Consider the following 12820-nt stretch of genomic DNA (forward strand, 5'->3'; position numbering starts at 1 on the left):
GTAAGCTGGCTTTTTATTGCCTGCCAAAAGCAAAACGCCCGATGCGCAAGCATCGGGCGTTTTGTTCTGGACGAATCCAGGAGAAAGAGAGTCAGGACGCGTCTGCGGCCATTTCCACGTCATGGGCGATCAATGCAACCAGGGCGTTTTGCTGGCGGTGAGACAGTTGGCGGAAGCGTTGCAGCAGCTCACGTTCGTGCAGGGACAGTTCCGGGCTGTCCAGACGCATGCTCAACTCGTCGCCCAGTGCACCTTCCTGGATGAGGCTCTGTTCCAGGCGGGCAATGATCTCGGAGTTCATGCTGCGGTGGTGGTTACGCGCAACCTCGGCAATGCGCTCACGCATTCCGTCGGGCAGGCGGACGACGAATTTGTCTGCGGTGCGGCTTGAGTAGATAGCCTGTTTCATTGGGCGCATATAATTGACCGGTTTAGTTCAGGGGAAGCGGTTCTTGAAGTTGGCCGCGCGATGAGACTAAGACCATCGTTGCGGTCAAATGTTCAACCTGAATTGTGAATGAGGCCATCATCATGCCTCATTGTCGCCGGTTCCTTGGCGTCAATTCTGTGACAAATATTGAACCGGGTGGAGGCTTTTTGCCAGTACCAATTATCAGAAATGAGGACTGGTTTGAAAAGTTTTGATTCTCCACTAATCCGTTTCAGCACCCTTTCTGCCTGTCATCAGCAACAGGCGAAAAGGTTCGGGAAAGCGCCTAGAATGCGCGTGCTTTCCTCTCTATGAGCATAGTGGCTATGCAGCATGACGCAAGGCCCCACGGGCCGTCCCGCCTCCCTGGGAGATTGATCTACCTGATGGGACCCTCCGGCTCGGGCAAGGACAGTCTGATCGACCACGCTCGGCCGGCGTTGCTGGCATTGGGAGTGCCTGTCGCCCGGCGAGTCATTACGCGTTCTGCCGAGGCGGTGGGGGAGGAGGCGCGCAGTGTATCCCCGCAGCAGTTTGATGCGCTACGGGCGCAGGGAGCTTTCGCCCTCGATTGGCAGGCTAACGGGCTTTGCTATGGCATTCCGATGGAAATCGATGGCTGGCTGGAGAGCGGACGCTCCGTACTGGTCAACGGTTCTCGTGCACACCTGCAGATGGCGCGGGTGAAATACCCGGACCTGCTGCCGATCATGCTTACTGTTTCAACCGATGTCCTGCGGCAGCGATTGCAGCGTCGCGCCCGGGAAACCCGTGACGAAATCGAACAGCGTCTGGCGCGGAACCGTCTGGTACCCGGGAGTCTGGGCGAGGACGTCCGCCAGTTGGACAACTCCACCACGTTGGATGACGCGGCGAGGCGGTTGCTCGAAATACTGCGCGATGCCGGGATCGGTGCAGGCTAGAGTGCCAGAGACTGTTGTGACGGCGTGTCACTGGAGTGCTGTACCGCCTCGCCGAGTACAGCACGGCGTGCGTGCATGGAGCTGTGGTAATCCAGGGATCCCACTGGTGCCTCGGAAGGCAGCAGGCTAAGCGCGACCACGGCCAACAGTGCCAGGGTATTGAAAGCGAGAAGGACCTGATTCATGGGATAGATTCCGGGGCGGTGAGGTCAATATATTCCGTTACCCTGACATGAGCAGTTGTCGTGCCAACCGCTAAATTCATTTTTCTCCTTATAAATCAATGGGTTACTGTTGTTTTAAGGTTGTGGGACCATGCATTCTGCAATGATGGCCATATGCTTCATTGCAGGATGCACGATTTTCTTCCCAGGCCAGCCCCCTTACAGCAGGCAAAAAGCACGATCCCGACATGACAAACGAGCAACTGCTGGTTAAGATGCACGCCTTCTCTCCGCGCGGCGTCCGCTGCCGGTTTGTGTCTCAGTAGCTCAATTGGATAGAGCATCCCCCTCCTAAGGGGAAGGTTGGCAGTTCGAACCTGCCCTGGGACACCAATATAATCAGGCAGTTAGCTTAGTTTTTCTCTGGCTTTCTCGACAGCGATTTCTGTTTAGTCCCCACATCACTCCCCACTTCTCCGTGCCTTTTGAAGCTGAAGATCGTTGACGCCGATCAATCCTGAAAGGCTTCCTCGCAAATGTCAGGCAATCCAAACGGCCAGAATCGGCGTGTGGTGGCGATCAGTGCAAAAAATCTCATGCGATAGCGACTAAATGAAGATTTCCACGCGTCAGTGAAGAAAATTGTCTACAAGGTAGCGCGAATGAAAGAAGCTGCCGCCGTGGTCTCGCGCTGGAAACTTCAGAAAAAATCAGCATACTCGCAAAATCTGAAAATTTTCGTCGTACGCTGAAGAAAGTATCTGCGTGTCCAGGTTTATTGAAGGAAATAATCCATGCGTTCAGCGGGCTATGCACATTTGCGCGACATGCTGGGGATCACTGCAGTACCACTGAACCGGCCGGCCATCGTCCAGCCGGTCACGCGGATTGAGGAGATCGGTCATACGCTCGCCGTCCCCCAGCGACAAGCACCTGCAGAGGGTGACCTGCTTGGGAACGTCCTGTTCGCGCTCAAGCATGAAGGCGTCAACCTTTCGATCCTAGCCCAGGCCCTGCCGCAAATCCCTGTAGAGGTCTTTACCGCTGCTCTGGAAGGCTCTCCAAATGGCGTGTACGTCCGTAAAGCTTGCTTTTTAAGAGAGGGCTTCACCGGTGTAGAGATTCCGCAGCCGTCCGCAGTGACCGGGGGCTATGTTCCGCTCTTTGACCCGGAGCGATACATCACCCGGCCAGGCCCCCGGAACCCAAAGTGGCGGGTCGAATTCAATGGCCTCGGTGACTTCTCGTATTGCGCCATCGTGGAGCGTACGCCGGAGGTTTCTGAGCTGCTCGCGCACAATATCCTTGGCCGGGCGCGGGAGTTTATTGAATCCCTCCCACCGGTAATGATGGATCGTGCCATCAACTGGGCGTACCTCCACGAAACCCAAGACTCCTTCCTGATCGAGAGAGAGGCGCCCACCGAGAACAAGGCCCGGCGCTTTATCCAGCTCCTGCGCCAGGCGCATGAGCGGCTGACGCTGACCGAGGACTATCTGGTCCACTTGCAGAACGCCACCGTCTCGAACCAATTGGATCTGGCAGCAGCGTTTCGTCATGAGCAGAACCACCTGGCCAACGGGCTGCAGGGGGCAGCGGGCGTTAGCTATGTTCCACCGCCACCAGGGCTGTGTCGTGACCTGATGGAAGGCTTGATGCGTTTCGCCAATACAGCGCCCCAGCAGGTCGATCCTTTGGTTGTCGCGAGCATCATCTCTTTCGGCTTTGTGTTCATTCATCCTTTCATGGATGGCAATGGGCGATTGTCCCGCTTCCTGATCCATCACGCTCTCTGCCAAAGCGGTGCCCTGGAGAACGGCCTGCTACTACCGGTTTCGGTAGCGATGAAGCGGGAGGAGCGTATGTACCTGCAGACGCTGCAGGCGTTCTCTAGGCCGGTCCGGGAGTTCTGGCAGGTCAACTGGATCGATTTCGAACAGTATGGGTTTGAGTTCCAAGGCTCGGACGCGGTGTACCGCTACTGGGATGCGACACCGAGTGTGGTGTTTACCTGTCAGATGGCCAAGCGTGCACTTGAAGTGGAACTGCGCGAAGAAACTGCGTTCCTGGAGAGCTATGACACCGTTTACAAGGCGGTAGATGAGCAATTCGACGTTCGGGGCAGTGATCTCTCGGCCCTAGTGATGATGTGTCTGACCAATGGTGGGGTCGTCTCGAACAACCGGCGTAAGCAGTACCTTTACAGAGTGCCGGAGGCGATCTTCGACTGCATCGAGGAGGCAGCCAGGGACGTGCTTGCCGCACAGCGTGCGGCAATGGAAGAGTCCCCGGAGCCGGAGGATGAGCTGCCCGCTGAGCCAGGCAACGGCTGACGGCTCGGTCAAATACCCCGAACTGTGGCCGGTCTGCTCAGGGGCCCGCGAGCTTGCCAAGGCGCAACTGGACATCACTCAACGCTATCACCTGTCTCCTGCGGATTTCGCGTGGGTTGGCGGTAGTTTTCCGATAACCCTGCGGGGCACTGGAGTCATTGGCAGCGTTACAGTTTCCGGCCTGCCGGATCGTGAGGATCATCAGATCGTCGTCGATGCACTGTGCGATCTGCTTGGGCTCGAGCGAGCGGCGTATCGTTTGCCCAGGCAGTAGGTGCCGGTGACGGGACGGAGCGGGGCAGTAGCATGGCATTTGATTACCGCGGTGTGGCTTCTACCGGCCGCGGTTTAGGCTGCTGCCTGGTTCCATGGTCGCATCAGGCGTCTTTTTCTGAGTGATCCGAGCACAGTATCGCGTGTAAGTTTTTTCTTTGATATTTACCGAATATTCCTACATTTAATTCATATTAATTTTACATGTGAAGGGGTTGCCCCTGAAGTTTGTTTGTTGGTTGTCAGTCAGGGTAGTGAAAAGCTCTGGTAAGTAGTTATTACATTTTGACTTGGCCTCGGTTCTGCCGAAGAACAGCCTGTTTTTTGGTCTAAGCCCATCTAGAAAAGGCCTCGCGGAGGTTCCGATACCGCCTGCTTTGCAACCCTAACTCTTCCCGTACATATTCGGTGGCAAACTCTTCCTCCCCAATCGGGTTGGTTAAATGGAAGAATGCTGCCGACCACACAGACACTTTTGTAGTTCATGGTAGTGGGCATCAATTCCTTGGTGCCTCGATGAGCATCTATTTGTTTTTTGTCGCGCATGCTGGCATCGCAGTATGGGGAAGCAACTCATTGTCCACACTTCTAAGCGTTCAACTTGTTCGGGGCCTGCTTGAGGTCAGCGTCGAGGACTCCGCTGTTGCCCCAGCTGAACTGTTTGGCGTCGCGGAGCGCAGAAATCCCAAGCGTGCCTTTCTCTTTGTTTCGAAGGTGCTCGGTCGGCACATCCCGGTACGTCCAGCGATCATGCGAGCGTCTTGCGAAGCACTGGCGGGGAAGCTGCCGGTCGACTTGCCGGGTCCCGTTCTCATCGTGGGCATGGCCGAAACCGCAACGGGGCTGGGGGCAGGGGTGCACCGAGCCTACAGCTCGACGCGTTCCGACACCCTGTATGTGGTCAGCACGCGCCATTCCTCTGGCCACGAGCCGTTTGCCCGCTTCGACGAAGACCATAGCCATGCCACCGCACACCTCATTCACCTGCCCGTGGATCCTGCTCTGCGCGCGATGATGCTGAGTGCCCGGTCACTCGTCGTGGTCGATGACGAGGCTTCGACCGGCAAGACCTTCTTCAATTTGTATCAGGCACTGAGGGACGCTGGGCTGAACTGCCTCGAACGCGTTGTCACCTGTGTGCTGACGGACTGGTCTGCCGGTGCCGTCCAGGAAATGATCGGCGAATCCGTCAGCTCGGTAGCGCTCATGACGGGCGCTTATCGCTTTCACGAGGAGCCGGATGCACCGCTCCCGGAAATGCCCGATGTCGGGACCGTGGCACCTGGCAAGTACCTGTTGTCTCCCGACCGCGACTGGGGGCGTCTCGGCGTAAGGCGCGTTGACGACACACTGGCACCTGACCTGGTGGTGGATTGCGGCGAGCGGGTGCTCGTGGTTGGGACAGGGGAGTTCGTCTGGCGTCCTTTCCTGTTGGCCGAGCGCCTTGAGCGTGCCGGGGCGGATGTGCATTTCTGCGCCACCACACGTTCCCCCATAGCCCTCGGGCATTGCATCGAGCATGTGCTGTCATTTCCTGACAACTATGGCCTCGGCATCCCCAATTTTCTCTACAACGTCCAGCCCGGCCAGTTCGACCGGGTCCTGATTTGCACGGAAACGTCACCAGCGGGTGTGTCCGGGGAACTGGTCGACATCCTGGGTGCAGAGGTCATCGCCGATGGCCTGTGATCGCCCGCTGATCTTCGTTGACCTGGATGACACGCTGTTCCAGACCGCACACAAGATGCCGGATGACCTGCCGAGGATACCGGTGACGACCGACATCGACGGTAGCCCCAACGGCTACATGAGTACGGTCCAGCATATGTTCCTGCACTGGTTGCTGGACTGTGCCGATGTCGTTCCCGTCACCGCCCGCAGTGTCGAGGCCTACCGGCGCGTGAAGCTGCCGTTCGTCCAGGGCGCCATCTGCTCGCACGGCGGCACCCTGCTTGGCCCCGATGGTTCATGCGACCGGGAATGGCGCCTGCACATGGGCCGAATCCTCCAGCCCTTCCATGACCGTTTGCCTGCGCTGAGCGAGGAAGTCCTGCTGCTCGGCGAGGCGCTTGGTTACTCACTGCGCAGCTGGGTCGTGGCTGAGGATGGACTGCGACACTACGCATTGACCAAACATAACGGGTCTGACGACACGCTGCTGGCCGATGTACTGACCAGCGTCCAGTCGCACGGCTTGCTGACGGGCATGTGGGTTCATCGAAACGGTAACAACCTTGCGTTTCTGCCGAATGGCCTGACCAAGCAAGCAGCTGTTCAGGAATGGCTGCGCCGGGATCGGGCTGTCCGTGGCGAGCGGCCAGTCATTGGATTGGGTGACAGCATCTCCGATCTGGGCTTCATGGATTTGTGTCATCTGTGGGCTACGCCATCCGGTAGCCAGTTGGCGGGCGTGGTGGAGAAGCTGCTCTGTGACTGAATCTCTCGCCAGCCTGACCACAGTAGGAAGTGGTAGCTACGCGTCCCAAGACGTGCTTTTTCTCCTTCAGCCCATGCAGCTGGAAGCGACGGCGCTTGATGAAAAGGAACGCTTGATCCAGACGGGACGAAAGCATTACTCGGAGATGATCGGCGAGGAGCCCGTGCCGACAGCTAGCCACATGGCGCTGTATGCGCAGGCGTTGGCGCAGAACGGCAAGCGTATGGCGACCGAGGTCCAGGCATTGGCGCTGGCATTGGCTGCCGAGTACGAAGGCCGGCCGCTAGCGCTGGTATCGCTCGTCAGGGCCGGTCTTCCCCTCGGCGTGCTGCTGCGTCGTGCCCTCGTCGACCTGGGGCAGGAGGTCAGCCACTACGGTGTCAGCATCATCCGCGACCGTGGTATTGACGCAACGGCCCTCGAGATTGTCCTTGATACGCATGGTGCCGGGAACATTGTGTTCGTGGATGGCTGGACCGGTAAGGGGGCCATCGCCGGCGAGCTGGAGCGAACCCTGGCGAGACACAGCCGTTTTCCGGCGAAGCCTCGACTGGTGGTCCTGGCCGATCCCTGTGGGCGCGCCTGGCTTTCAGCGTCCTCGCAAGACTGGCTCATTCCTTCGGGGATACTGGGGGCGACGATATCAGGACTGGTGTCCCGCTCCATCTGGCCCACCCAGGGTGGCCTGCATGGCTGCGTCGTCCATGACCACCTGCGAAGCCATGACACGACCCGTCAGTTCATCGAGCATGTCGACCGCGAGCGCCGTGCACTCGGTAACGTCCCTGCTGCAACCTCATGGACGTTCGAGCAGCGCCGGGTGCTGAGGAACCGTGCGGACAATGTGGTGAATACCCTCGCCAGCCGGTTCGCCGTTGAAGACCTGAACCGTATCAAGCCAGGTATCGCCGAAGCCACTCGTGCGGTATTGCGGCGCGTGCCTCAGCAGGTGCTTGTTCGCAGCCGTGATGACGAGGACATCCGACTCCTGATCCACCTTTCCCAGAGCGCCGGCGTAGCGGTCCAGGAGGCCGGAGAGGCACTTGGTCCTTATCGAGCGTTGACCATCATCCGGAGTGTCCGCTGATGGGCGCCATTTCTCCGTTCGCCCTGGGAGCGACGCTGTACATGCCGGCAACCCGCGAAGGCCTGCTGGCAGTTGTTTCCGGGCGCAGATTCCCTGAGCTGCGTTCACTGGTCGTGTGCCTGGAAGACTCCGTTTCGGAGGTCGATGTTGACGGGGCGCTGGTGAACCTGAAGGCATTGCTGATGGCTGTCGATGCCCAGGGAGGGCGTCATGGGCGAGGGCCGTTGCTCTTCGTTCGCCCTCGCGATGCGGTGATGGCTGCCCGTCTCAGTGATTGGAAGTTGATGAAGCATGTCGATGGCTTCGTTGCGCCCAAGCTGACCTTGGCCTCGCTGGGGGCGTGGGAAAAAGTCGCCCGCAACTGCGCTCTACGGTTCATGCCGACGCTGGAGACGCCCGAGGTCTACGATCCCGGAGCGATGGTCGCGTTGGGCCAGGCACTCAAGGCCGGTTTCGGCGAGCGGATCATTGCATTGCGCATAGGTGGCAACGATCTCCTGGGTTGCCTGGGGCTGAGGCGCAATCCGCTCACCACGCTGTATAGCACCCCGATGGGTTACGTCATTCCCATGCTTGCCGGAATCATGGGCGCCCAGGGTTTTGCCATGACCGCTCCCGTGTTCGAGTTTCTGGCAGAGCCTCATCTGTTGAGCCGCGAGCTGGAGCTGGATCTCGCTCATGGGCTGGTCGGGAAAACGGCCATTCATCCAAGCCAGATCACTCCGATCCAGGATGCACTGCGCGTCAGCCTCGACGACCTCAATTGCGCCCGCCTCATCGTCAACGACGTCGCGCCGGCTGTCTTTCGCCATAACGATGCCATGTGCGAGCCGGCCACTCACCTCAAATGGGCGCAGAACATTCTCGAGCGCGCTGAATGGCATGGCGTCAAGCCTACAGACGCAGCGGCTGGTGACTGCACCGTTCGGTTGACGGAGGTTCGTCGATGAGCCGCACAGCCTTTCTGCCTCCCGTTCTGCAACGCCCTCACCCCAAGGTAGCGCTCGCCTGCCGGGCCGTAACACACACAACGAAGACCAACATGGAGCGTGCGCATGGCACTCACCCTGAATAAGAACCAGAGCATCTCACTGGAGAAAACCGCCGGTACCGGTCTGACCTCGATCGCCCTCGGGCTGGGCTGGGACCCGGTGAAGCCCACCGGCTTCTTTTCCCGGTTCATGGGCGGTGGCGACTCGATCGACCTGGACGCTTCATGCATCGTCCTGGACGACCGGCTGAAGTCACTTGACCTGGTCTGGTTTCGCCAATTGAAGTCCCGTGATGGCTCGATCCGTCATTCCGGCGACAACCTCACGGGTGAGGGCGAGGGGGATGATGAAACCATCCATGTGGACCTTCCCGGGCTTCCCGCCAATGCGCAGCATCTGGTGTTCACCGTCAACAGCTTCCGGGGCCAGCGCTTCGATCAGGTCGAGAATGCCTACTGCCGCGTACTCGACGCGTCGAGCGGCAGGGAGCTGGCCCGTTTCAACCTGGCGGAGAAAGGCGCGCACACGGGGGTGGTGATGGCGTGCCTCAGCCGCGAGCCTGATGGTTGGCAATTCAAGACGATCGGACAAGCCACCGACGGGCGTACCGCCGAGGAGCTTGTGATCCTGGCCATCAAGGCGGTGCGCCCATGACCGCGCTGATGCCCGGTGGAAATGTGCCGATTGCCGCCGGCCCGCTGCAGATAGACGTCCACTACTCGCCACTTCCGGGCATTGATATCGACATCAGTGCCTTTGCGTTGCTCGACACGGGAAAGGTCCGGGGCGACGCAGACATGTGCTTCTACGGACAACCGAACGTGCACGGCGGGGCGATCCAGCTGAGTGCGGCCTCGGCGGGGCTGGGGCGCTTTGTCCTGGACCTTGCACGTCTCGACAGCTCGGTGGAAAGGGTGGCGCTGACGGCGACCATTCATGAGAACCAGGCAAGTTTCGAACGCGTGTCATCGTTGGCGCTATCCCTCTCAGGCGGTGTCGAGGCGCAGATTCCAACGCTCGGAATGGCCGAAACGGCGCTGATCCTCGGTGAGTTCTACCGGCGCCAGGGGCTATGGAAGTTCCGCTGCGTCGGCCAGGGATTCACCGGCGGCCTGGAGCCCCTGGCCCGGCATTTTGGTGTCGAGGTCGCGGCACCGTCGAGTGCTGCCTCCACCGCCGTTCCACGTCCGGCAGTGCCGTCTGCCCCTGCTTCGGCTCCGTCCTCGGCGATCAGTCTCAGCAAGGTAACCCTCGACAAAAGCCGCTCGAGCATCAGCCTGGAAAAAACGGCAGCCGGGTTCGGTGAGATCAAGGTGAATCTGAACTGGAACCCGACGCTTGGCGGCGGTGGTTTTTTCAGCCGCGAAAAGGACATTGATCTGGATGTGGGGTGCCTCTACGAACTCCAGAATGGTGAAAAGGGGGCAATCCAGGCGCTGGGCGACAGCTTTGGCGATCTGGACGCCGAGCCCTTCATCCAGCTCATGGGCGACGACCGTACCGGCTCGGTCGCCGGCGGCGAATGGTTGCACGTCAACGGCCAGAGGTGGAGCGAGATCCGGCGCATCCTGATCTACGCGTTCATCTACGAAGGTGCTCCTAACTGGAGAGCCACCGATGGCGTCGTCACCCTGTTCATTCCTGGCCAGCCGGACATCGAGGTTCGCCTCGACGAAGAGGGCGGCAGCCACGGCATGTGTGCCATCGCCATGCTGGAAAACGTAAACGGGGCCGTGAAGGTCAGCCGTCGTGTCGACTTCCATCAAGGCCACCGCAAGCTGGACCACGCCTATGGCTGGGGCATGCGCTGGACCGCCGGGTCGAAATGAACCGCTCGCCCTGCAACGCACCATTGGTGCGTTTCCAGCTGACCTGTCCCATGCCCGGTAACGGCCTGGCTGAATCCATCCTGAGGAATTGATACGTGGAAACATCTCTCGGCTTTCCGCCGCTGACCATGGCGGTCTTCGTCGGCATTGCGCTTGGCGCACTGTTGTTGGACATGGTGAGCCACCGTGGTAACAAGCCCATCACGCTGGCCGGTGCCTCTCTCTGGTCTGTGTTCTGGATCGCGATTTCGCTGGGTTTCGCAGGGTTCCTCTATGTCCAGCATGGCAGTGAGGTGGCGAGCCTGTTCGTCACCGGCTATGCGCTGGAGAAGGTCCTGTCGGTGGACAACCTGTTTGTGTTCATGGCCATTTTCGCCTGGTTCAAGGTCCCGGATGGCTTGCGCCATCGGATTCTCTACTGGGGAATCATCGGCGCCATCGTGTTCCGGGGTGTGTTCGTGGCCATCGGTACCGGCCTGCTGGCGTTCGGTCCATGGGTCGAGCTGGTATTCGCGCTGATCGTTGCCTGGACAGCCGTGATGATGCTGCGCTCCGGTGCAGATGATGACGAGGAGCCAGACTACTCTCGCCATATCGCCTACCGCTTTGCCAGCCGGCTGTTTCCCGTGTGGCCGAAGCTGCACGGACAGCGGTTCTTCGTCAGCCGCAAGGTCCTTGAAGCAGAGGTTCAGAAGCCCGAGAACCAGGGTATGAGCCTGGCGGCCAAGGGCGGTCTGTTCGCGACTCCGCTGTTCCTGTGTCTGGTGGTCGTGGAGGTCTCGGACGTTCTGTTCGCGTTCGATTCGGTTCCGGCGATCATCGCCGTCAGTCGCGAACCCCTGATCGTCTATTCCGCGATGCTTTTCGCGATCCTCGGCCTGCGCACCTTGTACTTCGTACTCGAGGCCCTGAAGCGCTATCTGGTGCATCTGGAGAAGGCCGTCATCGTGCTGCTGTTCTTCATCGCGGCCAAGCTCGGGCTGAACGCTACCGATCACCTGTTCCACCACGGCATCGCCATTTCCCCCAACACCAGTCTGCTGATCGTGATGGTGGTGCTTGCCCTGGGGATTCTCGCCAGTGTGGTGTTCCCCGAGAAACAAGACACGCCAGGCGAAAACGCTAACCCGCAGTAATCATAAGGAGCTGTATTCATGGCACTGACCCTTCAGAAGGGCGGCAACCTGTCTCTTTCCAAAGCTGATCCCAACCTGACCAGGATTCTGGTGGGACTTGGCTGGGACCCGCGGGCGACCAATGGGATCGAGTTCGATCTGGACGCCAGCGCTTTCCTCCTGGACACCAGTGGCAAGGTCCGCGGCGAGTCCGATTTCATTTTTTACAACCAGCTCAGAAGTCCGGACGGATCGGTCGAGCACACCGGTGACAACCGTACCGGTGCCGGTGCGGGGGATGACGAGGTGATCAAGGTCGATCTGAGCCGCGTTCCGGCTTACGTCGACAAGATCGCCTTTACCGTCACCATCCATGACGCTCAGGCCCGTGCGCAGAATTTCGGCCAGGTCGGCAATTCGTTCATTCGGGTCGTCAACGAGGTGACCGGTGCCGAAGTGGTTCGTTACGACCTGACGGAAGACGCCTCGGTGGAGACCGCGATGATCTTCGCAGAGTTGTACCGCAACAACGGCGAGTGGAAATTCCGCGCCGTCGGACAGGGCTATGCAGGCGGTCTGGGTGCGCTGGCCAATGGTTACGGTCTGAATTTCTGATCCCTTATCTCAACTGAACAAGGAAACACATCATGGCGGTAAGTTTGTCCAAAGGCGGTAACGTCTCTCTGTCGAAAGAGGCACCGGGTCTGTCCGAAGTGGTCGTTGGCCTGGGGTGGGACCCGCGTGTCACGGACGGCGTCGAATTCGACCTCGACGCATCGGTGTTCATTACCGGCGATACGGGGAAGGTTTTGAACGACGGCAGCTTCATCTTCTACAACAACAAGACGTCCGCCGATGGCACTGTCGAGCATCAGGGCGACAACCGTTCGGGGCAGGGTGAAGGTGATGACGAACAGGTGGTCGTCAAGCTGAATGGCTTGGCAGCGGATGTGAAAAAGCTGGTTTTCGCCGTCACCATCCACGATGCCGAAAACCGCAAGCAGTCCTTCGGACAGGTGGCCAACGCTTACATCCGGGTGCTCGACAAGGCCGATGGCAAGGAAATTGCGCGCTATGACCTGTCGGAAGATGCCTCTACCGAGACCGCAATGATCTTCGGTGAGCTCTATCGCCACAACGACGAATTCAAGTTCAAGGCGATCGGCCAAGGTTTTGCGGGTGGCTTGAAGCCCTTGGCCGAAGCTCATGGCGTGAGCATTGGCTGAACGGCGGTAAC

13 protein-coding genes and 1 tRNA gene are annotated in these 12820 nt (G+C 59.4%); 13 read left to right on the forward strand and 1 reads right to left on the reverse strand.

What is annotated here, in order from left to right; all coding sequences use genetic code 11:
* Nucleotides 1-91: 91 nt before the first annotated feature.
* Nucleotides 92-418 carry an Arc family DNA-binding protein gene (locus AC05QJ_RS10075; RefSeq protein ID WP_003254499.1) on the reverse strand — a complete coding sequence of 109 codons (327 nt, stop codon included), beginning with the start codon at nt 416-418 and terminating at the stop codon, nt 92-94.
* Between the two features lie 338 nt (nt 419-756).
* On the opposite strand from AC05QJ_RS10075, the gene phnN reads away from it, so the two are divergent.
* From phnN to AC05QJ_RS10140, 13 genes are all read left to right on the forward strand, one after another.
* Entirely contained in the window at nt 757-1353 is a 597-nt protein-coding gene (gene phnN / locus AC05QJ_RS10080; RefSeq protein WP_476746713.1) for a phosphonate metabolism protein/1,5-bisphosphokinase (PRPP-forming) PhnN, read from the forward strand.
* A 480-nt stretch (nt 1354-1833) separates the two neighbouring features.
* A tRNA-Arg gene (locus AC05QJ_RS10085) sits at nt 1834-1910 on the forward strand.
* Between the two features lie 401 nt (nt 1911-2311).
* Nucleotides 2312-3850, forward strand: coding sequence for a Fic family protein (locus AC05QJ_RS10090; RefSeq protein ID WP_476746714.1), 1539 nt, complete (start codon nt 2312-2314; stop codon nt 3848-3850).
* Entirely contained in the window at nt 3819-4124 is a 306-nt protein-coding gene (locus AC05QJ_RS10095; protein WP_476746715.1) for a heme-binding protein, read from the forward strand. Before AC05QJ_RS10090 ends, AC05QJ_RS10095 begins: the two co-directional genes overlap by 32 nt.
* Nucleotides 4125-4639: 515 nt before the next feature.
* Entirely contained in the window at nt 4640-5812 is a 1173-nt protein-coding gene (locus AC05QJ_RS10100; RefSeq protein ID WP_476746716.1) for a phosphoribosyltransferase domain-containing protein, read from the forward strand.
* Nucleotides 5802-6560: an HAD family hydrolase gene (locus AC05QJ_RS10105; RefSeq protein ID WP_476746717.1), complete on the forward strand. Its 759-nt coding sequence runs from the start codon at nt 5802-5804 to the stop codon at nt 6558-6560. The genes AC05QJ_RS10100 and AC05QJ_RS10105 overlap by 11 nt, the downstream gene beginning before the upstream one ends.
* The gene (locus tag AC05QJ_RS10110) at nt 6553-7647 is read left to right on the forward strand and encodes a cysteine protease StiP domain-containing protein (protein WP_476746718.1); all 1095 of its coding nucleotides are present in this window, start codon (nt 6553-6555) and stop codon (nt 7645-7647) included. Before AC05QJ_RS10105 ends, AC05QJ_RS10110 begins: the two co-directional genes overlap by 8 nt.
* The gene (locus AC05QJ_RS10115; RefSeq protein WP_476746719.1) at nt 7647-8597 is read left to right on the forward strand and encodes an HpcH/HpaI aldolase/citrate lyase family protein; all 951 of its coding nucleotides are present in this window, start codon (nt 7647-7649) and stop codon (nt 8595-8597) included. The genes AC05QJ_RS10110 and AC05QJ_RS10115 overlap by 1 nt, the downstream gene beginning before the upstream one ends.
* Before the next feature lie 105 nt (nt 8598-8702).
* Nucleotides 8703-9293, forward strand: a complete 591-nt coding sequence (locus AC05QJ_RS10120) for a TerD family protein (protein ID WP_476746720.1) — start codon at nt 8703-8705, stop codon at nt 9291-9293.
* Complete coding sequence (locus tag AC05QJ_RS10125; RefSeq protein WP_476746721.1) at nt 9290-10468, forward strand: TerD family protein; 1179 nt, start codon at nt 9290-9292, stop codon at nt 10466-10468. The genes AC05QJ_RS10120 and AC05QJ_RS10125 overlap by 4 nt, the downstream gene beginning before the upstream one ends.
* A gap of 128 nt (nt 10469-10596) precedes the next feature.
* Entirely contained in the window at nt 10597-11604 is a 1008-nt protein-coding gene (locus AC05QJ_RS10130) for a TerC/Alx family metal homeostasis membrane protein (RefSeq protein WP_476747906.1), read from the forward strand.
* A gap of 18 nt (nt 11605-11622) precedes the next feature.
* Entirely contained in the window at nt 11623-12198 is a 576-nt protein-coding gene (locus AC05QJ_RS10135; protein WP_476746722.1) for a TerD family protein, read from the forward strand.
* Between the two features lie 32 nt (nt 12199-12230).
* Nucleotides 12231-12809 (forward strand): TerD family protein, encoded by a 579-nt coding sequence (locus tag AC05QJ_RS10140; protein ID WP_476746723.1) that lies wholly within the window; start codon nt 12231-12233, stop codon nt 12807-12809.
* The last annotated feature ends 11 nt before the right edge of the window (nt 12810-12820 follow it).

The organism is Pseudomonas sp. TUM25319, assembly GCF_056388475.1.